General features: G+C 64.2%; 19 protein-coding genes and 2 tRNA genes. 4 read left to right on the forward strand and 17 right to left on the reverse strand.

Features of this window, described 5'->3' with window-relative positions:
• Position 1: 1 nt before the first annotated feature.
• The 16 genes from ACRECS_RS11900 to ACRECS_RS11975 all read right to left on the reverse strand — a co-directional run bounded on the left by ACRECS_RS11900 (position 2) and on the right by ACRECS_RS11975 (position 17,236).
• Positions 2–958, reverse strand: coding sequence for a cell division protein FtsQ/DivIB (locus ACRECS_RS11900; RefSeq protein ID WP_431583179.1), 957 nt, complete (start codon positions 956–958; stop codon positions 2–4).
• Entirely contained in the window at positions 958–1,890 is a 933-nt protein-coding gene (locus ACRECS_RS11905; RefSeq protein ID WP_431583180.1) for a D-alanine--D-alanine ligase, read from the reverse strand. Before ACRECS_RS11905 ends, ACRECS_RS11900 begins: the two co-directional genes overlap by 1 nt.
• Complete coding sequence (gene murB, locus ACRECS_RS11910; protein ID WP_431583181.1) at positions 1,887–2,789, reverse strand: UDP-N-acetylmuramate dehydrogenase; 903 nt, start codon at positions 2,787–2,789, stop codon at positions 1,887–1,889. Before murB ends, ACRECS_RS11905 begins: the two co-directional genes overlap by 4 nt.
• Positions 2,786–4,201, reverse strand: coding sequence for a UDP-N-acetylmuramate--L-alanine ligase (murC, locus tag ACRECS_RS11915; RefSeq protein WP_431583182.1), 1,416 nt, complete (start codon positions 4,199–4,201; stop codon positions 2,786–2,788). Before murC ends, murB begins: the two co-directional genes overlap by 4 nt.
• Positions 4,198–5,358 (reverse strand): undecaprenyldiphospho-muramoylpentapeptide beta-N-acetylglucosaminyltransferase, encoded by a 1,161-nt coding sequence (murG, locus tag ACRECS_RS11920; RefSeq protein ID WP_431583183.1) that lies wholly within the window; start codon positions 5,356–5,358, stop codon positions 4,198–4,200. Before murG ends, murC begins: the two co-directional genes overlap by 4 nt.
• Entirely contained in the window at positions 5,355–6,575 is a 1,221-nt protein-coding gene (locus ACRECS_RS11925; protein ID WP_431583184.1) for an FtsW/RodA/SpoVE family cell cycle protein, read from the reverse strand. The genes murG and ACRECS_RS11925 overlap by 4 nt, the downstream gene beginning before the upstream one ends.
• The gene (gene murD, locus ACRECS_RS11930) at positions 6,572–7,855 is read right to left on the reverse strand and encodes a UDP-N-acetylmuramoyl-L-alanine--D-glutamate ligase (RefSeq protein WP_431583185.1); all 1,284 of its coding nucleotides are present in this window, start codon (positions 7,853–7,855) and stop codon (positions 6,572–6,574) included. The genes ACRECS_RS11925 and murD overlap by 4 nt, the downstream gene beginning before the upstream one ends.
• Positions 7,852–8,922, reverse strand: a complete 1,071-nt coding sequence (gene mraY / locus ACRECS_RS11935; protein ID WP_187762813.1) for a phospho-N-acetylmuramoyl-pentapeptide-transferase — start codon at positions 8,920–8,922, stop codon at positions 7,852–7,854. The genes murD and mraY overlap by 4 nt, the downstream gene beginning before the upstream one ends.
• Complete coding sequence (locus ACRECS_RS11940; protein WP_431583186.1) at positions 8,922–10,295, reverse strand: UDP-N-acetylmuramoyl-tripeptide--D-alanyl-D-alanine ligase; 1,374 nt, start codon at positions 10,293–10,295, stop codon at positions 8,922–8,924. The genes mraY and ACRECS_RS11940 overlap by 1 nt, the downstream gene beginning before the upstream one ends.
• Complete coding sequence (locus tag ACRECS_RS11945; RefSeq protein WP_431583187.1) at positions 10,292–11,707, reverse strand: UDP-N-acetylmuramoyl-L-alanyl-D-glutamate--2,6-diaminopimelate ligase; 1,416 nt, start codon at positions 11,705–11,707, stop codon at positions 10,292–10,294. The genes ACRECS_RS11940 and ACRECS_RS11945 overlap by 4 nt, the downstream gene beginning before the upstream one ends.
• A complete protein-coding gene (locus ACRECS_RS11950; protein ID WP_431583188.1) occupies positions 11,704–13,437 on the reverse strand; it encodes a peptidoglycan D,D-transpeptidase FtsI family protein in 1,734 nt (577 codons plus the stop codon). Before ACRECS_RS11950 ends, ACRECS_RS11945 begins: the two co-directional genes overlap by 4 nt.
• The gene (locus tag ACRECS_RS11955; RefSeq protein ID WP_431583189.1) at positions 13,434–14,048 is read right to left on the reverse strand and encodes a hypothetical protein; all 615 of its coding nucleotides are present in this window, start codon (positions 14,046–14,048) and stop codon (positions 13,434–13,436) included. The genes ACRECS_RS11950 and ACRECS_RS11955 overlap by 4 nt, the downstream gene beginning before the upstream one ends.
• A gap of 2 nt (positions 14,049–14,050) precedes the next feature.
• Positions 14,051–15,013 carry a 16S rRNA (cytosine(1402)-N(4))-methyltransferase RsmH gene (rsmH, locus tag ACRECS_RS11960; protein WP_431583190.1) on the reverse strand — a complete coding sequence of 321 codons (963 nt, stop codon included), beginning with the start codon at positions 15,011–15,013 and terminating at the stop codon, positions 14,051–14,053.
• Positions 15,010–15,504 carry a division/cell wall cluster transcriptional repressor MraZ gene (locus ACRECS_RS11965; RefSeq protein ID WP_431583191.1) on the reverse strand — a complete coding sequence of 165 codons (495 nt, stop codon included), beginning with the start codon at positions 15,502–15,504 and terminating at the stop codon, positions 15,010–15,012. The genes rsmH and ACRECS_RS11965 overlap by 4 nt, the downstream gene beginning before the upstream one ends.
• A gap of 373 nt (positions 15,505–15,877) precedes the next feature.
• Positions 15,878–16,186 (reverse strand): hypothetical protein, encoded by a 309-nt coding sequence (locus ACRECS_RS11970; RefSeq protein WP_431583192.1) that lies wholly within the window; start codon positions 16,184–16,186, stop codon positions 15,878–15,880.
• Positions 16,187–16,243: 57 nt separating this feature from the next.
• Positions 16,244–17,236, reverse strand: a complete 993-nt coding sequence (locus ACRECS_RS11975; protein ID WP_431583193.1) for a cysteine synthase A — start codon at positions 17,234–17,236, stop codon at positions 16,244–16,246.
• A 169-nt stretch (positions 17,237–17,405) separates the two neighbouring features.
• Here ACRECS_RS11975 and ACRECS_RS11980 point away from each other — a divergent pair, with 169 nt between their 5' ends.
• The 3 genes from ACRECS_RS11980 (at position 17,406) to ACRECS_RS11990 (ending at position 19,020) form a co-directional block, all read left to right on the forward strand.
• The gene (locus ACRECS_RS11980) at positions 17,406–18,755 is read left to right on the forward strand and encodes a hypothetical protein (RefSeq protein WP_431583194.1); all 1,350 of its coding nucleotides are present in this window, start codon (positions 17,406–17,408) and stop codon (positions 18,753–18,755) included.
• Positions 18,756–18,788: 33 nt separating this feature from the next.
• Positions 18,789–18,861 (forward strand) — tRNA-Lys (locus tag ACRECS_RS11985).
• 87 nt (positions 18,862–18,948) lie between these two features.
• Positions 18,949–19,020 (forward strand) — tRNA-Gln (locus ACRECS_RS11990).
• A 16-nt stretch (positions 19,021–19,036) separates the two neighbouring features.
• Here ACRECS_RS11990 and ACRECS_RS11995 read toward each other — a convergent pair.
• Positions 19,037–19,363 (reverse strand): Mpo1-like protein, encoded by a 327-nt coding sequence (locus ACRECS_RS11995; RefSeq protein WP_431583195.1) that lies wholly within the window; start codon positions 19,361–19,363, stop codon positions 19,037–19,039.
• Positions 19,364–19,529: 166 nt separating this feature from the next.
• Here ACRECS_RS11995 and ACRECS_RS12000 point away from each other — a divergent pair, with 166 nt between their 5' ends.
• On the forward strand, positions 19,530–21,095 hold the full coding sequence (locus ACRECS_RS12000) for a vWA domain-containing protein (protein ID WP_431583196.1): 1,566 nt from the start codon (positions 19,530–19,532) through the stop codon (positions 21,093–21,095).
• Positions 21,096–21,134 lie beyond the last annotated feature (39 nt).

A 21,134-nucleotide genomic window follows, 5' to 3' on the forward strand; every position in this document is an offset into this window, starting at 1 on the left:
GTTACCCCTGCCCCGTTACGCCAACTTGTTTCTTCGCTTCGATCACCGCCGGCTTCGGTGCCTTGCTCTTGTCACTCGGATCCGCATCACTCGGATCGGTGATCGCGCGGGCCGTTTCTTCCCCCGGCCGACGCGCGACCAGCTTGGCAGGGTCCCGCATGTCGAAGCGAAGCCAGCCCTTGTTGAGCAACGGCCGCACCCCATCCATTTCGGCGAACTTGACCAGCGCATGCGCGGCAGCGACATTGCCCTCCGGCAGCAACAGCGTCTCGCCACTCTCGAACGTCAGGTTCCAGCGGCGATTACCGACCCAGGTTGCCGCCTTAACCAGCGGCCGCAGTGCCGGCGCTGCATTAAGCAATTGCTGATACGCCGTTTCCTGCTCGTTGGCTCCCGGACCGATGACCAAAGGCAGGTCAGGCATTGCATCCGCCCTGACCGGCTCCAGCCACACGCCGTTCGCCGCGATCAGCGACAATTGCCCCTTGTCCTGCCACACCGCCGTCGGCTTGCGCTCGACGATATGCACCAGCAGCGTGTCGGGCAGACGCCGCGAGACATGCGCATCTTCGATCCAGCCATATTTCAACAGCTTGGCCCGGACATCCTCCAGGCTGACCAACGGCATGGCACGCGATTGCTGGTCGAGCGCGACGGCATAGACCGACATCCGGTCCATCCGGCTCAGCCCGGTGACCTCGATCTGTTGGACGCGGAAACCGGCCCGGCCGACCCCCTCCGCCACTGCGACACCGACTGCTCCGGGAATGCCCATCCACGCCGCAAACGTTACCAGCCCGGCGATCACCGCGCCGGTGATCGACCAGGTGGCGACCCGGTGCAGCGTCGCCTCGGAAATCGGCAGGGCCGCGATGATGCGATCGATGATCGATGTGCGCGGCTGCTTGCGCTTCTGGACCGGGCGACGCGCCGGCGCGCGCTTGAGAGTGGCGGCCATTACACGTCTCCCTCTACAAGCGCGTCATCGACAATCCTCTGTACCAGCTCCGCATAGCTCATGCCGATATGCCGTGCCTGTTCGGGCACCAGGCTGAGCGGCGTCATCCCAGGCTGCGTATTAACCTCGAGCAGGAACAGGCCATCGACACCGCGCTCATCGTCCCAGCGGAAGTCCGCCCGCGACACGCCCTTGCAACCGAGCAGCCGGTGCGATTCAAGCGCAATTGCCTTGCAGGCTTCAGTGATCTCATCGGGAATGTCAGCGGGATAGATATGCTCGGTCAGTCCCTCGGTGTATTTGGAATCATAGTCGTAAAAGCCGCTCTTCGGTTTCAATTCGGTCACACCGAGCGCCTCGCCGCCCAGCACCGCCGTGGTCAGTTCACGCCCGCGCACGAACGGTTCGGCGAGCAGTTCCTCGAATTCCTGCCACGGCCCCGCCACGCCGGGCGCGATAGGGTTGCCGTAATTGCCGCTGTCGGTGACGATCGCGACGCCCACCGACGATCCTTCATTGACCGGCTTCAGCACATAAGGCCGGGCTAGCGGGTCGCCTTCATACAGGCTGGCACTCTTGACGATGCGCCCGCCGGGCATCGGGATGCCATGCGGCACCAACGCCTGTTTGGTCAGCACCTTGTCGATCGCGATCACTGAGGTCACGAGACCCGAATGAGTATATTTCAGACCCATCAGGTCGAGCATACCCTGCACCGTGCCGTCCTCGCCGGGCGTCCCGTGCAATGCGTTGAATACGACGTCGGGTGCTGCTTCGGCCAGCTTGGCAGCGACATCGCGGCCCATATCGATCCGCGTCACGCGATGGCCGAGCGACTCCAGCGCGTCAGAGATGCCGGCGCCGGACGTCAGCGACACCTCGCGCTCGGCCGACCATCCGCCCATCAGCACTGCGACATGGAGCTTGCTCATTTCACCACCCCCACGCGCTGTATCTCCCATTCAAGTTCGATCCCGGACTCCGCCTTCACCTTCGCGCGGACTTCCTCACCCAGTGCCTCGATCTCCGCGCTGGTCGCCGAGCCGAGATTGAGCAGGAAATTGCAATGCTTCTCACTGACCTGCGCATCGCCGCGTGTCAGGCCGCGACATCCGGCAGCATCGATCAATGCCCAGGCCTTGTGACCATCCGGATTCTTGAAGGTCGACCCGCCGGTACGCGACCGCAGTGGCTGCGATGCCTCGCGTTCTGCCGCGATACGATCCATTTCCGCACCGATGACCTTGGGATCACCCGGCACACCTTCGAACAGGGCCTCGACCACCACCGCGCCATTGGGCAGGTCGGAATGGCGATAGGTATAGCCGAGCTTCGCCGCCGGCCAGACTTCAACCGAGCCGGCCCGCGTCACGATCGTCGCTTCGATCAGGATATCACTGGTATCGCGCCCATAGGCGCCAGCGTTCATCCGAACCGCGCCGCCGACCGTGCCGGGAATGCCGCGCAGGAATTCCAGTCCCGCAATACCCGAGTCGCGCGCGCCACTAGCGACCGAAATGCCCATCGCCGCGCCACCCGCCCGCACGCGGTTATCCGGCTCGACCGAAACTTTCGCCATCGCCTTGGGCAGCCGCACCACCACGCCAGGCACGCCACCATCGCGCACGATCAGGTTCGATCCGACTCCCACCGGCAAGACCGGGATGTCGGCATCCAGCCCGGCCATGAAGGCGGCAAGATCGTTTACGTCCTGGGGCCGCACCAGCCATTCCGCCGGTCCGCCGGTGCGGAACCAGATGAAATCGGCAAGACTGCCCTCATGCGTGGAAGTACCGCGCAAGGGAGGAAGGGCGTAGCAGACCGCGCTCACCGCTTCGCCTCAATCGCATCGGCCAGCCCGGCTGCCCATTTGGTGATATCGCCCGCCCCCAGGCATACGACCATGTCGCCCGGCTGGACCGCGCCCGCCAGCACCGTAGCCAGCGCATCGGCATCGGCAACCGTGGCGGCCGAGCGATGCCCGCGTCGCTTCAATCCCTCCACCAGCGCCGTCGCATCGACGCCTTCGACCGGCGCTTCGCCCGCGGCATAGACCGGCGCGACCAGCACCATGTCCGCATCGTTGAACGCCTGCTGAAACTCTTCCATCAAATCGCCAAGCCGCGAATAGCGGTGCGGCTGCACCACGGCGATGACGCGATTCTCCACCCCTTCGCGGGCGGCCGCCAGCACGGCGCGGATCTCGACCGGGTGATGGCCGTAATCGTCGATGATCGTCACGCCGCCACCCTCGACCGGCACTTCGCCGACCTTGGTGAAGCGCCGCTTCACCCCGCCGAACTTGGCGAAGCCGGTGCGGATCGTTTCGTCCGGGATCGCCATCTCCAGCGCCACGCCGATTGCGGCGAGCGCGTTCTGGACATTGTGGCGGCCGGGCATCGGCATTTCGATCCCCTCGATCGAGCGCACCGATCCGTCGCGGCTGCGCACCAGACATTCAAAGCGGTTGCCGCCGGGGATCGGCGTAATGTTGACCGCGCGCACATCGGCCTGCGCCGCAAAACCATAGGTCACGACGCGGCGGTCGCGGACGCGCGGGATGATCGCCTGCACTTCGGGATGGTCGAGGCACAGCAGGGCCGCGCCGTAAAAAGGCACATTCTCGATGAAGTCGACGAACGCATCCTTCACTGCATCGAACGAGCCATAATGGTCGAGATGTTCGGGGTCGATATTGGTGACCACCGCGATCGTGCCGTCGAGGCGCAGGAAGCTGCCGTCGCTTTCGTCGGCCTCGACCACCATCCAGTCGCTCGCGCCGAGCCGCGCGTTCGAACCATAGCTGTTGATGATCCCGCCATTGATCACGGTCGGATCGACCCCGCCGGCGTCGAGCAGCGCCGCGACCATCGACGTGGTCGTCGTCTTGCCATGCGTGCCCGCCACCGCGACGGTCGATTTCAACCGCATCAGCTCGGCAAGCATTTCCGCGCGGCGCACCACCGGGATGCGCCGTTCAAGCGCCGCATCGACCTCCGGATTGTCGCGCTTGATCGCGGTCGAGGTGACGACCACTGCGGCATCGCCGAGATTGTCGGCGCTATGACCGATATGCACGGGGATGCCCTTGTCGCGCAGGCCCTGCACGACATAGCCCTCGGCCACGTCCGATCCCTGCACGGCATAGCCGAGATTCTTCATCACCTCGGCAATGCCCGACATGCCGATGCCGCCAATGCCGACAAAATGGATTGTGCCGATATCTGTGGCGACACCCTTCATGCGAACGCCGCCTTGTCACCAAATTTCTTGGAACGCCCCTCACCAACCGGCATATCGCCGGGCGGCGCATCGAGACTCTCGACCAGATCCGCAAGATCACGCGCCGCATCGGGCCGCCCGCAGCTGCGGGCGCGACCGGCCGCATTTTGCAGCGCGGCGGGATCGAGCCCGAGCCGCTGCATCTGCTTGGCCAGTTCCTTGGGCGTGAAGCTGCGTTGATCGACCGTGCGTGCGCCGCCCGCCATGGTAATTTCGCGCGCATTGGCGGTCTGATGATCGTCGGTCGCCGAGGGCAAAGGCACGAGAATGGCGGGCCGGCCAGCGGCGGTCAGCTCGGCAATGGTTGACGCCCCGGCGCGCGCAATTACCAGATGCGCCCAGGCAAGCTGCTCGGGCATATCAGGCAAGTACGTGGCGAGATCCGCGGCAATCGACAATTCGGCATATTTGGCACGCGCCGCATCGATGTCCTCGATCCGCGCCTGATGCGTAACCTGCAGCCGGCGGCGGAAATTGATCGGCAGCAGCGACAGGCCGTCGGGCACGACCTGGCTCAGCACGCTCGCGCCCTGGCTGCCGCCGGTGACGAGTACGCGGAAGATCCCGTCCTCCTCAAGCAGCGGATAAGGCTGGCTGCGCAACGCAAGTACCGCATCGCGGACCGGGTTGCCGACCAGATGAGTCTTGCCGCGATGCGCGTCCTTCAGCCGCTCGACCTCGGCATAGGATGTGGCGATCGCACTGACCTTGCCCGCAACCAGCCGGTTGACCCGGCCGAGCACGGCATTCTGTTCATGCACGGCGGTCGGAATGCCCTGGTTGAACGCTGCGAGCAGTGCCGGGAGCGCAGGATAACCGCCAAAGCCGATCACTGCGGCGGGACGCTGATGGCGATAAAGTTCAATCGCCAGTGTCCGGCCCTTGAGCATCGCCGAAGCGGCCCTGGCCCAGCCGATCGGCCCGCCCTTCAACCGGCCGGCGGGCAGAATGTGAGTCTGGATCCCCTCGAACAGGCCGGGAAAGCGCACGCCACGTTCATCGCTGATCAGTGACACATGATGCCCGCGCCGCCCGAGTTCAGCGGCCAGCGACGCCGCCGGAACCATATGTCCGCCGGTGCCGCCTGCCGCGAGGACAAAATGCCGGGTTATACTCATTCGCCGCTCCACCGTGCGATATAGGGTGACCGCGATACGAACGGATTTCGGCGGGTAAAGGCAAGCAGCAATCCCATGCCGATCGACAAAGCGATCAGCGAGGATCCGCCATAGCTGATGAACGGCAACGTCATGCCTTTCGAAGGAGCAAGCCCGGTATTGACCGCCATGCTGATCAGCGCCTGTGCCCCGAATTGGGTCGCCAGGCCGGCGGCGGCGAACAAACGAAACTCGTCCTGCTCATCGAGCAGCTTGACGAACACTCGCACGACGATGGCGAGGAACAGGATCGCGATCACGGCGCAGGCGACCAGCCCGAACTCCTCGCCGACGACCGAGAAGATGTAATCGGTATGCCCTTCCGGCAGGCGGAACTTCATCGTCCCGCCGCCCGGGCCGGTGCCCCGCCAGCCACCCGCCGTGATCGCGTTGTGCGCGGCATTGGTCTGGAAATTGTCCGAGCCGCCTTCGGCGCCGGGGAACAGGAACGCATCGATCCGCACCCGCGCGGTATCGTAGAAGATATAGGCAGCGATCAGACCGGCGGGCACGCAACCGATCAAAGTCGCCATCACCTTGACCGGCGTGCCGGAGATCATCAGCAGCGCAAGCCACACCGCCGCGAACACCACGGTCTGGCCGAAATCGGGCTGCATCATCAGCAGCACCGCGACCAATGCGGTCAGCGCACCGGTGAGAGTCACGACCGGCAGATCGCTGTCCTGCGCGCGCAGCGACAACAGCCATGCTGTGGTGACAATGAAGAAGGGCTTCAGGAATTCCGACGGCTGGAGCAGCGACACGCCGAAATCGAGCCAGCGCGTCGCGCCGTTGCGCTCAATGCCGATGAACGGCACCAGCATCAGCAGCCCGAGGCAGACCACTGTGCCAAGCAGCGCCATGCGCCGCGCGAACGCGACCGGCAGCATCGATACGACAAACAGCACGGGTAGCGACACGCCGACCCAAGCCAGCTGCCACCAAAGATAGAAAAGCGGCGGAATATGATGCTTCTCGTCCGAATAGCGCTGCGCGGCCGACGGCGATGCCGCCCCCACCGCGACCAGGCCGATCGCAATCAGCAACAGCGTCAGCAACAGCAGGACGCGGTCGATATCCCAGAACCACAGGCCCAGCGGCGACCGGTCGCCACGCCCGCCGCGATCCTTCATCCGGCCCCAGACGCCTTTGGGCGGAGCAGTGCGCGTATCGGTCATGCCAGCGCCTCCACGGCCTTGCGGAACGCATCGCCACGATCCTCGAAATCGCGAAACTGGTCGAACGATGCGCAGGCCGGCGACAGCAGCACCGTCTCGCCCGAGACGGCATGACCCGCCGCACTGGTCACCGCAGCAGCGAGCGTGCCGCTCTGTTCGACCGGGAATGTATCGGCGAGCAGCGCCGCGAAGCGCGGCCCCGCCTCGCCAATGGTATAGGCCCGCACGACATGCCCGAAATGCGGCGCACAGGCATCGAGGTCATCCGACTTGGCCTGACCGCCAAGGATCCAGTGAATCCGCTCGAATGCAGCCAGTGCGGGCGCAGTCGAGTCCGGATTGGTCGCCTTGCTGTCGTTGACGAACGCCACACCGCCAAGCGACGCGACCAGTTCCATACGATGCGGCAGGCCCTTGAAGCTCGCCAGCCCGCGATCGATCATCGCCTCGCTCACGCCGAGCACCTGGCACGCCGCGATCGCAGCAAGCGCGTTCTGCGCATTGTGCGGTCCTTGCAGCGACGGCCAGCGCGACTGATCCATGCACACGCCCGGTGCGATCTTTGTCAGATACTCGCCCCGCGCCGACAGGTCGCGCGCAATCCCCGCCGAGGCTTCGTCGCCAATGCCGATGATCGCGGCACGATCGGCCGACTGCATCGCGAACAGCCGCGCCTTGGACGCGACATAGCCCGCAAACCCGTCATAGCGATCGAGATGGTCGGGAGTGATGTTGAGCAGGATCGCAACCTCGCAATCGAGACTGAGGGTCAGGTCGATCTGATAGCTCGACAGTTCGAGTACATAGACCCCGCCTTCGGGCAGCGGCTCTTCGCCGAGGATCGGCTTGCCGATATTGCCGCCGAGCCGCGCGGAAATGCCGGCGGTCTCGAGGATATGGTGGATCAGCGCCGTGGTGGTCGATTTGCCATTGGTGCCGGTAATGCCGACAACCTTGTGCGGCGGCAGATCGGCGCGCGCCTGGGCGAACAATTCGATGTCACCGATGATCGGCACACCTGCCACCCGCGCCTTCGCCGCGACGGGATGGCGGTTGATTGGGACGCCCGGCGATACGACCAGACCGTCGAAGCCGGCAAGGTCGATCACCTCGGGATCGGCGATCTCGACGCCGGATACGGCCGCCCGCGCCTCCGCCTTTGCGTCCCATGCCGTCACGTTCGCTCCGCTCGCGACCAGCGCGCGCACCGTCGCGATGCCGGAGCGTGCGAGCCCCAACACAGCGAAGCGTTTGCCGCGCCAGGCGGAGGTCGTGATCACCGAAGCTTCAGCGTCGACAGCCCGGCCAGCGCGAGCACCAGCGCAATGATCCAGAAGCGGATCACCACGGTGGGCTCGCTCCAGCCCAACTGCTCGAAATGATGATGGATCGGCGCCATCTTGAACACGCGTCGCCCAGTGCGCTTGTAGAAGAACACCTGGATGATAACGCTCAGCGCCTCGACCACGAACAGGCCGCCGATGATGCCGAGCACCAGTTCATGATGCGCGACAACCGCGATCGCCCCGAGTGCGCCGCCCAGAGCAAGGCTGCCGGTGTCACCCATGAACACCGCCGCGGGTGGCGCGTTGAACCATAGAAAGGCTAGTCCGCCGCCAACGATCGCGCCGCAGAAGATCGCCAGATCGCCCGCGCGCGGGACGTGCGGAATGCCGAGATAGGTGGCAAATTTGATGTTGCCGGCCAGATAGACGATGATCATGAACGCGACGGCGGCGATGATCACCGGCATGGTCGCGAGGCCATCGAGCCCGTCAGTCAAATTCACTGCATTGCCGAAGGCGACGATCGTGAACGCCGCGAAGGCGATATAGAAGTAGCCGAGATCGAGTGACACGCCGCTGAAGAACGGCACATAGAGATGCGTGCCATTCTCACCGATGATGATCCAGCTCGCGATACCGGCAATGGCGAATTCGCCGAGCAGGCGCATCCGGCTGGAGATGCCGGCGGCGCTCGCCTTCCGCACTTTGTCGTAATCGTCGAGGAAACCGATCGCACCGAAGCCGAGCGTGACGAACAGGCACGCCCAGACGAACGGGTTGGTCAGGTCCATCCACAACAGAATCGACAGCACCATCGAGGTCAGGATCATCAGCCCGCCCATCGTCGGCGTCCCGCGCTTGGCGAGATGCGTCTGCGGCCCGTCGCTGCGGATCGGCTGTCCCTTGCCCTGCCGGACACGCAGCCAGCCGATGAAGCGCGGCCCGATGACGAGACCGATCAGCAACGCCGTTGCCACCGCGCCACCGGAGCGGAACGACAGATAGCGGATAAGGTTGAGTGCCCCGGGGAAGCCCAGATACTCGGCGATGAAATAAAGCATTATGCTGTCCCGTTCGCGAGGCTGGCGACCAAGGCCGACAACCCCACTCCGTTCGATCCCTTGATGAGCACCGCGTCGCCCGGCGCCAATATTGTCATCAAGGTCGTACGGGCAGCAGCGGTGTCGGCCACATGGACGAATTGCACGCGTCCCTCAAGCGCGTTCGCGAGGGACACCATTTCCGGACCAACCAGTACGGCGTACGCCACGCCCGCTTCGTCGATCGGATCAGCCAGTGCGGCATGATAGGCGGCACTCGCCTCTCCGAGTTCGCGCATCTCGCCAAGCACCGCGATCTTGCGCTGCGCTGTCTCCGCACCCAGCACCGCCAGCGTCGCGCGCATTGACGACGGGTTGGCATTATAGCTCTCGTCGATCACCAGCGCCTCGCCCCCGGCAAGTTTTGCCATGAAGCGCGCGCCGCGCCCTTGCAGCCCGCCAAGTTCGGCCAGCGCCAGCCCGGCCAACGCCAGATCGCCGCCGACGGCCTCGACCGCCGCCAGCACGCCAAGGGCATTGGATACCCAGTGAAGACCGGGCTGCGACATGGTGAAGCTCAACTCGCGCGCGCCCAGCTGCGCGGTCACGAACGTTCCGCCCGCAGCGGTCCGCATCGTCTCGATCGCCCGCACATCGGCGCCGTCCTCGAGTCCGAAGGTCATGATCCGCTCGGCATAGGGCCGCGCCGCCGCCATCAACCGCTCGCGGTGCGGACTATCGAATGGAATGATTGCCGTGCCACCCGGCTGCAGTCCGGAGAAAATCTCGCCCTTGGCGTCGGCGATGGCGGATTCATCGGGAAAGAAGGCTGTGTGCGCCGGTGCAATCGCCGTCACGATGGCAACGTGAGGGCGCACCAGGGTGGTCAGATGCGCCAGCTCACCGGCATGGTTCATGCCCATCTCGAACACGCCGAAGCGCACATCGGCCGGCATCCGGGCGAGGCTCAGCGGCACGCCGGTATGATTGTTGTAGCTCTTGACCGAACGATGCGCAGCGCCGGGATTGCCCCGGTCGAGTGCCGCGAACAGCGCTTCCTTGGTGCTGGTTTTGCCGACCGACCCGGTCACGCCGATGATCTGCGCCTTGCTGCGCGCGCGAGATGCGGTGGCAAGCGCTTCCAGCGCGACCATCGTATCGGGGACGAGAACATGCGGGTGCGTCGTCGCTTGCGCGACGATCGCACCCGACGCTCCCCGCTCGGAGGCCTGATCGAGGAATTTATGGCCGTCGGTCGCTTCGCCCGACAACGCGATGAACAGATCGCCGGGGCCGACTTCGCGCGAATCGAAGGTGACGCCGGTCACGGTAAAGTCGATCGAAGCGACGCCACCGGTGGCAGCAGCGATCTCGGATGAGGTCCAGAGGTTCACGCCGCCATCTCCCGTGCGACGCTCACATCGTCGAACGGCAACACCATGTCGCCGACGATCTGGCCTTGCTCATGCCCCTTGCCTGCGATCAATACGATATCCTGCGGGCCGGCATCAGCGATCGCTACGCCGATCGCGTCGCGCCGCGACCCGATCTCGGTCGCGCCGGGCGCGCCCTGCATCACCATCGCGCGGATCGTCGCGGCACCTTCGGACCGCGGATTGTCATCGGTCACGATCACCTTGTCCGCCATCGCCGCAGCGATCGCACCCATCGCGGCGCGCTTGCCCTGATCACGGTCGCCGCCCGCACCGAACACCACGATCAGCCGTCCCGCCGCATGTGGCTTAAGCGCAGCGATCGCCGCTTCGAGCGCGTCCGGCGTGTGGGCGTAGTCGACATAGACCGGCGCCCCGGACCGCGCGATCACTGCGCGCTCGAGCCGGCCACGCACCGGCTGCAACCGCGACAGCGCCGCCAGCGTTGCCTTCACATCGCCACCGGTCGCGATCACCAGCCCAGCCGAGACCAGCGCATTGGCCACCTGATAAGCGCCGATCAGCGGCAGGTTGATCTTGTGGGTCTTGCCCTCCGCCTCGACCACCAACCCTTGCCCAAGCAGAGTCGGGTCGCGCGACACGAGCTTCAGCGCCTCGCCCTGCGTACCGACGCTGATGACGCGAATTCCGCGCGCTTGGGCAGCGTCGGCAACGCGCACTGAGCTCGAGTCGTCCGCCCAGATCACGGCGGCGCCACCGGCTTCCAGCACTTCAGTGAACAGCCTCAGCTTGGCGTCGAGATATGCCTCCATCGTGCCGTGATAATCGAGATGATCGCGGCTGAGATTGGTGAAGGCCGCCGCGCGCACCGGCAATCCCTCGGTGCGGTATTGCGACAAACCGTGGCTCGATGCCTCGAATGCGACATGGCTCACACCTTCTCGCGCCAGCCCTGCGACGTTGGACAGGAAGGTGACGATGTCGGGCGTGGTCAGTCCGGTCGAAACGCGGTCATCGGCGGTGGTCACGCCGAGCGTGCCAATCGACGCGGCGTGAAAGCCGGCCATGCGCCACAATTGCCGTACCATCTCGACGGTCGAAGTCTTGCCGTTGGTGCCGGTAACCGCAACCGTTGTTTCGGGGAACGGCGCGAAGAAGCGCGCGGCCAACTCGGCAAATTTGCGGCGCGGATTGGCGTCGGCGATATGCACTGCGCCCGTCACTTTCGCTTCGGGCCGCGCGACCACCGCGATCGCGCCCGAGGTCACCGCCGCGGGGATGAAATCCTCGCCATTGACCTTCGCGCCCTCGAACGCGCCGAAGATCGTCCCGGTCGCCACCTTGCGGTGATCGATCGCAAAGCCACTGACCGTGTCGGTCTCGCCGCCACCAGTCAGCGCGCCGAGTTTCATTCCGGATCCCCCGAATCGCCGCCGGGAGCATGCCAGAGCAACGGCATCAGATCGGACACATCGATATCGCGACCATTGTCTGGCATCACGCCGAGCATCGAGCCGGTGCGCGAGATGACCTTGCTCACCACCGGTGCGGCAGTGAAGGCAGCGGTGGTCAGGCCGAAGGACTGTGCATTGCCGATCGGTGAGTCGAGCATCGCCACCACGACATAGCGCGGTGCATCCATCGGGAAAGCCGCCGCGAAGGTCGAAACATTGGCTTTCTTCGAATAGCCGCCCGCGCCTGCCACTTCAGCGGTGCCGGTCTTGCCACCAACGCGGTAGCCCGGTGCTTCACCCTTGCGACCAGTGCCCTGCGTCACGATCAGCCGCAGCAATTGCCGCATCCGCGCGCTGGTCGCCTCGGACAGCACACGACGGCCCGTCGGCGCCTTGCCCGGCGCGACGCGGATCAAAGTGGTCGGACGCCAGATGCCGCCATTGACCAGCGTCGCATAGGCATTGGCCAGATGCAGCGGCGTAACCGCGATGCCATGGCCATAGCCAGTCGTCATCACAGTGGTCCGCGCCCAATATTTCGGCCAGATCGGCTTCTGCTTTTCGAGGATCTCGATGTCCGGCTTGGCGTCGAAGCCCATTTTGGCGAACATCCCCGCGAGCCGGTCCTTGCCGATTTCATCGGCGATCCGAGCGGTAACGATGTTCGACGAATGGATCAGCGTCTCGGGCACATTGAGGAAGCGCCGCTGCGCGTGATCGTCATGAATGGTGAACCCGCCGACATGCAGCGGCTGAGTTGCATCATAGCGCTTCGCCATCGACGTGACGACGCCGCTCTCGATTGCCGCCGCCATGGTGATGGGTTTGAAGGTCGACCCCAGCTCGTACACGCTCTGCGTCACATTGTTGCGCAGCGAATCGCGATTGGCCGCACCGACCTTGTTCGGGTTGAACACCGGCAGCGACACCATCGAGATGATTTCGCCAGTATGCACGTCGAGCACCACGCCGGTCGCGCCCCTGGCCTGGAACGCGGTCATCGCCGCGCCCAGTTCGCTCTCCATCGCCGCCTGCACGCGATAGTCGATCGACAGTGCCAGCGGCGTGCCGCGCTGCACCGGATCGGTCAGCCGTTCCTCGAAGGCGCGCTCGATCCCGCCCTGCCCTTCGATGATCCGCTTGTCGTTGCGGTTTTGGCCAAGAAAGCCGAGCACATGCGCGGCCAAAGTCGTCTGCGGGTAAAGCCGCTCGGCTTCCTTGTCGAACACCAGCGCCGGCTCGCCCAGCGCATGGACCTGCTCGACCAGCGACGGCGATGCATGATGTTCGAGAAAGGTGAAGTTCACCTCCATCGTCAGCCGCTGATAGAACCAGCCCGCGTCATGCGTCGGCATCAGCTCGGCGAGACGCGCGGAAAGCTCACGCTTGTCACCAAGCAACTTGCCAGGATGAACGCCGATTGCCCACGCCTCGATCGTGCGCGCCAGCGGTTCGCCGTTGCGATCGACGATATCGCCGCGCGCCCAGGCCGGCCCGATCTGCGCAAGACGTGGTGTGGATGCTTCGGCGAACAGGCCGAAAATGGCCAAACGGATCAGGATCACCGCGATCGCCGCGGTGAACAACAACATCAGGATCATCAGGCGCATATGCGCCGTCGCGACCAGCGCATGGCGCTGGCCGGTCAGGCGCCGTTGCGGCAAAGGTCGGGCGACAAGAACGCTCACCGCAACCGCTGCTCCCGCGACGCAGCACTGGCCAGATCACCCAGCATCGAATCGCTGAGCAACTGTCGATCGAGCATTGCCACGGTCTGCGGCTTCACGCGTTTGATCGGCATGGCCCGGACTTGAGCGACCGCGTTCGACAGGCGCGGCGCGGCGCTTGCCGTCACGACAGCGTTAGTCGCGACAATCTTGGTCGTGACTGCATTGGCATTATGCGCGGCAACCGTGGTTTCAGACGTCAGGACCGCAGGCGTAATCGTCTCGGCGCGCGATGGGACGATCGACGCCATCTGCACCTGCGCCTCGTCCGCCGCGGGACGGGTGAAATCGACCTGCGCCAGCGCCGCCTCATTGGGCATGAACTGCATCGACACCGGCGCGCCGAGCCGTAGCGTATCGCCGTTCCATTTTTCGAGTTGCGCGATATTGGCGCGCGTCTCGAACTCGGTCTCAAGCGCGCGGATATCGCGCTGCGCCTGGTTGATCTCGCTTACGGTCCGGTCAAGCTTCTTGCGTTCGGCCGCGACCTGCAAGGGGACCAGAAGGAACCCCAGGGTCACGGCAACGCTGCCGAGAAACCAGCCAAGACCTTTCCATGCAACTGCCAGCATCGTTACGCTCCTTTACTCGACTCGACGTTCGGCCAGGCAGCGGCGGAGGTCCGCCGCGCCGTCCGCAAAGTTGCCGAGCGCGCCCGCGGGTTGCGCGCGATCTCGGCCTCGCCGGCGCGCACCGCGCGGCCGACGGCTTCAAAACTCGGGGCCGCCTTGGCCTGCACTTCCGGCAAATGGCGGGAGCCCGAGGGCATTGATCCGCTGCGCTCGCGCAGGAAGCGCTTGACCAGCCGGTCCTCGCCGGAATGGAAAGTGATGACGGCCAGCGTCCCGCCCGGCTTCAGCACGCGCTCTGCCGCCGCCAGCCCGTCGGCCAGCTCGCCCAGCTCACGATTCACCTCGATGCGCAGCGCCTGGAAGGTCCGCGTCGCCGGATCCTTCTTGTCATGCGGCTTGTAGCCAAGCGCGCGGCGCACGACGTGCGCCAGCTCGCCCGTGCGCGTGATCGGTCGCGCCGCGACGATGGCACGCGCAACACGGCGCGCGCGTGGTTCGTCGCCATAATCGTGCAGCACATCGGCGATTTCGCTTTCGTCAGCAGTGTTGACGAAATCCGCCGCGCTTGCGCCTTCCTGGCTCATCCGCATGTCGAGCGGTCCGTCCATCTGGAACGAGAAGCCGCGCTCCGCCTGGTCGAGCTGCATCGACGACACGCCGATATCCATCGTCACGCCATCGACTGGCATCGCCTCGCGCGCGGCAAGTTCGGCCTCCATCGCGGAGAAGGTCGCCGGCACCAGCGTTAGAGCGCCCGCCGCCTCCGCCTCCAGTGCACGCCCCGCCGTGATCGCATCGGGATCGCGGTCGAAGCCATAGACGGACGCCCCGGCCGCCAGCATCGCGCGGGTATAACCACCCGCACCGAAGGTCGCATCGACATGGCGTTCACCGGGGGCAATGGCGAGCGCGTCGATGACTTCGGAGAGCAGGACGGGGACATGCGGCGCATCGGGGGCGGTCACAGCACGATCCCCTTCTGCTTGCAGTGAAAGCGAACGCACGACTTCATCACCTCGGCAACATTGGATTCGAGCAAGGTCTTGGGGTCCCAGATCTCGAAGCAATCGAACGTGCCGTAAAAAAAGGCGTTGGTGTCGATATTGGCGTGGAACTTGGGGAAGGCAGGCATGATGAAACGGCCGCTGCCGTCGAACGGCACCGGCTCACCCTGCGAGGCTTCACGGCGGAAATTGGGGTTATGCGCGCCGTGTTCAGCCATGTAGGCGGCCTCGCGCAGGGCGGCGCGATCCTTCAGAACGGTGCGATAACCCTCATCATAGGCGATCAGGCAGGGGCTGCTTTCGTGCACGCCGATGATGACGGTGCCGCCGTCCTTGCCATCAGCCCTGGGGCTGTTGGCGGCAAGCGCCGCCCGAAGCGACGAGGGGATCGCGACCCGGCACTTGTCATCGACAAGCCCGATACCGTCCCCTTGATAGTCGATCCGATCCACCAAAGCCTACCCCATATGAGGCAGACACAAACCTTCTTTCCGCGAAACCGACGTTAGCCGGTCCCGTGGCCCTGTCTCGCGCAGGCGAAAGAGTATGCCCCTCTAAGAAAAGAAGGTTACTTTGGGTGAGCCGGGGATTCAAGGGGAATTCGCGGGAAAACCGGGGGAATAGGCTATCCAGGCGGGATTTTGAGCGATTTTTCCTTAACCATAACCGTCTGTTCTCTCTGTGTTCGCGCACGGCGAGCCATCGAATCGGATTTTCTCTGGCCGCACCCGGCGCTGAGCCATGATTTCCCCGAAATACCCGGCGCGATCCCGCCCCGACCAAACCGGTTCCCGATCCTCCCCGAACTCATTGCCGTCGAAACGCTCATTGCTTGCCGGCAGACTTGCTTGCCGTCGCATTGGCGATCTCGGCGACATTGACCTCTTCGGTCGCGGTGCTCGGGGTCAGGCCCAGATCGGCCAGCGGTTCGCTGCCGTCGCCGACGCCCGCTGCTTCATTGTCGATGGTCAGATTGGCCACCACATCGGGATTGGCCCCGCCCAGCACGGCGCGCTCACGGCTCGCGGTGCTGAAGATCGCGGCGGCAAGCCCGATCAGCAGCAGAACGGCGGCAAGGCCGATCATGCCGACCTTCACGCGCTGCGTCGTTTGTCCTGGTTCTTGTGCGGCCATTTTCATTCTTTATTGGCCAAAACTATCGCATTGGCATCGCCTTGTCGATGCCAGGGCTCAATCCGCCGCGAGCCAAGGCAGGACCGGCAGGCCTTTCGATCTCAGCCATTCGGCATTGTAGAGTGTCGACAAATAGCGGAATCCGGTGTCGCACAGGATCGTCACGATGCGCTTGCCCGGCCCGAGTTGCTTCGCCAGCAGCACGGCACCGGCGACATTGATCCCCGACGACAGGCCAAGGCACAACCCCTCTTCGGCGAGCAGCCGGCGGACCCATTCCATCCCTTCCGCATCGGAAATGCGGAACTGGGTATCGACCGGCGCGCCTTCCAAATTGGCGGTGATCCGCCCCTGCCCGATCCCTTCAGCGACCGAAGACCCTTCGGACCGAAGCTCGCCATGCGCATAATAATCGTACAGCGACGCACCATGCGGGTCGCTCAGCGCAATGCACACCTTCTCATCCTTGGCCTTCAGCCCCAGCCCGACCCCGGCCAGCGTCCCGCCGGTCCCGGCTGCGCAGGTGAAACCGTCGATCCGGCCGTCCATCTGCGTCCAGATCTCCTCCGCCGTCCCGACGATATGCGCGCGGCGGTTGGCGATATTGTCGAACTGATTGGCCCAGATCGCATTGGGCGTTTCCTCCGCGATACGCCGGCTGGTGTGCACGAAATGCGCCGGGTTCGAATAAGGCGCGGCCGGCACCAACACCAATTCGGCGCCAAGCGCGCGCAAGGTGTCCATCTTCTCGCGGCTTTGCGTCTCGGGCATGACGATGATCGTCTTATAGCCCTTGGCATTGGCGACCAGCGCCAGCCCGATCCCGGTATTGCCCGCCGTCCCCTCGACGATCGTCCCGCCGGGCTGGATCAGCCCGCGCGCCTCGGCGTCCTCGACGATATAGAGCGCGGCACGATCCTTCACCGACGCGCCCGGATTGGCGAATTCGCACTTGCCGAAAATATCGCTGCCACTGGCCTCGCTCGGACCGTTGAGCCGAACGAGCGGGGTATTGCCGATAAGCGCGAGCGTATTGGGGACGATGGTCATGCGGCTAGATAGGGGCGACCATGGCCGATCGGCAAGCGCAGTGCTGCTAGGATCGTTGCAAGGGAAACCATCTCGGTCCTGCCCGAACCACGACGCTCCCTACAGAACGCCCTACCCTCCTGAGATCCCGTCTGGTCAAGCATGAAGGCTTGTCGATAGGATGCCAGGGATGAACGATGATCCGATCCAGTCCTTGCAAGCCACATTATCCCGCCGCGACCGGCCAGAAGCTGTCGCAGCCCTGATCCTTCCCTCCATTGCGTCGGATGAGCACACCGTCCTCGCCGATTTACGCAGGGTGATCGATGGATCGGTCGTCCGTCGCTACGGCTGGTCCTCGATGACCAACGTCTTTCGCGCGCCCGATCCGATGGATCGTCAGATCGCAAAAGCACGCGAACTGGCCGGGCTTTTCCTGGACGGCAAGTTGCCGCAATCCAACGACGCCGATGCACTGGATGCGTTTATCGCTGCCTTCAATGCGATGATCGGCAAGACACCGGGTCTGCGAAGCTTCAAGAATGATCGCCGCAACCGACAGGCTCGAGCCGAGGTCGATCTTACTCTCTCACGCCGTCGATACGGCAAGCTGTTCCGCATTGCGGCCCGGCTGGAACGACGTCTGGCGGCGTTGCGACGTGAAGAGGACCGGCACCGTCTGGTGCTGGTGGGCAAAGCGGCACTCGCGCCCGATCTGGTTGCCGACGATTTCGTCGGACATGTGCCGACCGCGGCGTTTGTCGCCTACTACACCGCACGGATGAAGCTGCGCAGCGAGTTCACCATCGCCGGTCAGCAACGCCCGTTCGACCACCTCGCTGCGGCACTGCTCAAACGCTGCGCCTCGGATCCGGAAACCCGCTGGTATGCGATCGCCCATGTGTTTCCGCGCGAAGATGTGCTCGCTCATTTGTCCGATCGGGAAAAGGGTCAGCTGCTTGGTCGCTGGTTCGACATTCTGAACGAGATTGCTGACCGCCTGGAGGCCGCGCATCACAAGACCGACATCGATCTCGATACGATGATCGTTAAACGCGGGAACGATTCTTCGACATGGAACCTGCTTGCGGGCGCCTGGAACCGCGCGCGAGATCACTGGCTGGCGCTGATTGTCGCGCTGAATCTGGATGATCTGTTTGACACGATGCTGCCTGGCAAAGTGATGCGGTTGATGGCGGCCGACGTCGCCTATTGGCATCGGAGTACAGGCGGCGGCATTCATCCCGATACCCAGGTCTGGCAGGCACTCCCCAAACCATGGGACGTCCTGCGCGGCGAGGCGATATGCACCCGCGACACGATCGAAACGGTCTGCAAGCGCCATGATGTCGATGCCGGCAAGAATGGCTGGACCGCACCGCGCCAACGTCGCACAGCAGCTGTATCGAAGCCGACACCCGAACTCGTCCACGGCGTGACGGTCAACAACCCTTATTTCGCGTCGATATTACGCGAAGCCCGCGCCTTCAGCGGCAAACAGCCGCGCCCGGGGGTTATCAAGCGGCTCATCGGCGATTGACAGCGCATGGCGCCCGGCGACAAAGTGTCACGCCGCCCGATAGCTCAGTGGCAGAGCGGTCGGCTCTTCACCCGACTGGACGCTGGTTCGAGCCCAGCTCGGGCGGCACTTCTGACGAGCGTCACCGAATAAGCCTCGAGGTCTCTCCACGCTGATTGACAATATGTCGCCAGGAACCGCACAGGCCTTATGTCGCCCGGTAGCTCAATGGCAGAGCGGTCGGCTCTGGTCCGACTGGACGCTGGTTCGAGCCCAGCCCGGGCGGCACTTCCTATCGGAACTCAGGCAATCCCCGCCGCGCGCAAATGCGGCCCGAGCCTGCCGCTCAGCCACAGGAAATACATCCGGTAATCGCTGTACAGCGACCAGAGCGGATAGGTGAAGGTCGCTGGCCGGTTCTTCTCGACCGTGAAATGCGCGACCCACGCAAAACCATAGCCGGCAATCGGCACCAGCAGCCACCACCACCCGCCCTTCAGCAGCGCGACGGCGAGAAACACAAAGGTTAGCGTGGTGCCGATATAATGCAGCTGCCGCGTTTCCATCTTGCCATGCTCGCGCAGGTAGAAAGGCCAGAAATCGGCATAGCGTGTGATCTTGTCAGCCATCGCCCGAAGCTAGCTCAGCTGTACCACGATGCAATCCCCAACAACCAAATCCAACGGCGCAAATTCAAACACCCCCTCATGTGATATGAAATCACTTGCCAGCCCAAAAACTCCGTGTCACAAATCAGGCCGAAATAAGGCTCAATTGTGGCGAGAGGATTTAGGGATGCTCTACAAGTCGCTTGTGTCGGTCGCGGTCTGCGCGATCATGGTGTCGGGTTGCTCCAAGCCCGGACAGCAATCCAACCAACCCTATCAAGACGTCTCGATGGCGGATGCTTCGGAACCGGGCGCCGTTGCCGCGACGGACGAAAACCGCGAAAAATATAAGGCCAATGAGATCTCACCCGTCCGCATGGTGGCCGACGCCCCCGTCTCGACCTTTGCGGTCGATGTCGACACCGGCGCCTATGCCAATGTCCGCCGCTTCCTGACGCAGGGCCAGTTGCCGCCAAAGGATGCGGTGCGGACCGAGGAGCTGGTCAATTATTTCCGCTATGATTACCCCCTGCCGACCGATCGGGCGCAGCCGTTCAGCGTCACCACCGACGTCGCGCAGACGCCGTGGAATTCGGACACTCGCCTGCTGCGCATCGGCCTGCGCGGTTACGATCTCAGCTATGCGCGACGCCCGGCCGCCAATCTCGTCTTCCTGATCGACGTGTCGGGATCGATGGAGGATGCCGACAAGCTGCCGCTGGTGAAGACCGCGCTCTCGATGCTTGCCGACAATCTCCAGCCGCAGGACAAGGTCGGCATCGTCGTCTATGCCGGTGCCGCCGGCGTGGTGCTCGACCCGACCAGCGACCCGTCCGAGATCAAGGCCGCGCTCAACCAGCTGAGCGCGGGCGGATCGACCGCCGGCGGCGAAGGCATCGAGCTCGCTTACGCCACCGCGCGCGCCAATTTCGTGAAGGACGGCGTCAACCGCATCATCATCGCCACCGATGGCGACTTCAATGTCGGCGTCACCGACCAGAAACAGCTCGAGGAGCTGATCACCAGCAACCGCGACGACGGCATCACGCTGACCACGCTCGGTTTCGGCCAGGGCAATTTCAACGATGCACTGATGGAATCGATGGCCGATCTCGGCAACGGCAATTACGCCTATATCGACAGTGCGATGGAGGCGAAGAAAGTCCTGTCGGAGGAATTGGCGTCGACCCTGTTCACCATCGCCAAGGATGTGAAGATCCAGGTCGAGTTCAACCCCGCCTATATCAGCCAGTACCGCCTGATCGGGTACGAGAACCGCGCGCTCGCCGAACAGGATTTCGACAATGACCGGGTCGATGCCGGGGAGATCGGCGCGGGGCATCAGGTCACCGCCCTGTACGAAGTGGTGCCGGCCGGATCGAAGGGCTGGTCGTCGGAGCGGCGCTATGCCGACAATAAGCGCGTCGCGAACGGCAAGCAGGATGGCGAACTGGCCTTTGTCCGGCTGCGCTACAAATTGCCCGATGGCGATACGTCGCGGCTGATCGAGCGCCCGGTCGCGGCAACCCTGCTGGCGGATGCCCCCGCTCCGCGCGGTGACATGGCCTTTGTCACAGCGGTCGCGGCTTTCGGACAGAAACTGCGCGGCGACACGCGGCTCGGCGAGACCAGCTTCGCCGATATCCGCCGCCTCGCCGGCAATCCGGACGGCTATTGGCGGCAGGAATTCGTCAAGCTGACCGAACTGGCGGAGACGAAGGCACCAATCAAGACCGCGCAACTGGTCGATTGAGATCGGATCCGGCGGGCTTATCGCCCGCCGGATTCCTGT

Source organism: Sphingomonas sp. (assembly GCF_050725575.1).
Lineage (GTDB): Bacteria > Pseudomonadota > Alphaproteobacteria > Sphingomonadales > Sphingomonadaceae > Sphingomonas.

What these genes read in the sequence shown, in the direction of transcription:
- ACRECS_RS11900 (WP_431583179.1), bottom strand. Translation starts at nt 958, where the DNA reads ATGGCCGCCACTCTCAAGCGCGCGCCGGCGCGTCGCCCGGTCCAGAAG.
- ACRECS_RS11905 (WP_431583180.1), bottom strand. Translation starts at nt 1,890, where the DNA reads ATGAGCAAGCTCCATGTCGCAGTGCTGATGGGCGGATGGTCGGCCGAG.
- murC (WP_431583182.1), bottom strand. Translation starts at nt 4,201, where the DNA reads ATGAAGGGTGTCGCCACAGATATCGGCACAATCCATTTTGTCGGCATT.
- murG (WP_431583183.1), bottom strand. Translation starts at nt 5,358, where the DNA reads ATGAGTATAACCCGGCATTTTGTCCTCGCGGCAGGCGGCACCGGCGGA.
- ACRECS_RS11925 (WP_431583184.1), bottom strand. Translation starts at nt 6,575, where the DNA reads ATGACCGATACGCGCACTGCTCCGCCCAAAGGCGTCTGGGGCCGGATG.
- mraY (WP_187762813.1), bottom strand. Translation starts at nt 8,922, where the DNA reads ATGCTTTATTTCATCGCCGAGTATCTGGGCTTCCCCGGGGCACTCAAC.
- ACRECS_RS11945 (WP_431583187.1), bottom strand. Translation starts at nt 11,707, where the DNA reads ATGAAACTCGGCGCGCTGACTGGTGGCGGCGAGACCGACACGGTCAGT.
- ACRECS_RS11955 (WP_431583189.1), bottom strand. Translation starts at nt 14,048, where the DNA reads ATGCTGGCAGTTGCATGGAAAGGTCTTGGCTGGTTTCTCGGCAGCGTT.
- ACRECS_RS11970 (WP_431583192.1), bottom strand. Translation starts at nt 16,186, where the DNA reads ATGGCCGCACAAGAACCAGGACAAACGACGCAGCGCGTGAAGGTCGGC.
- ACRECS_RS11975 (WP_431583193.1), bottom strand. Translation starts at nt 17,236, where the DNA reads ATGACCATCGTCCCCAATACGCTCGCGCTTATCGGCAATACCCCGCTC.
- ACRECS_RS11980 (WP_431583194.1), top strand. Translation starts at nt 17,406, where the DNA reads ATGAACGATGATCCGATCCAGTCCTTGCAAGCCACATTATCCCGCCGC.
- ACRECS_RS11995 (WP_431583195.1), bottom strand. Translation starts at nt 19,363, where the DNA reads ATGGCTGACAAGATCACACGCTATGCCGATTTCTGGCCTTTCTACCTG.
- ACRECS_RS12000 (WP_431583196.1), top strand. Translation starts at nt 19,530, where the DNA reads ATGCTCTACAAGTCGCTTGTGTCGGTCGCGGTCTGCGCGATCATGGTG.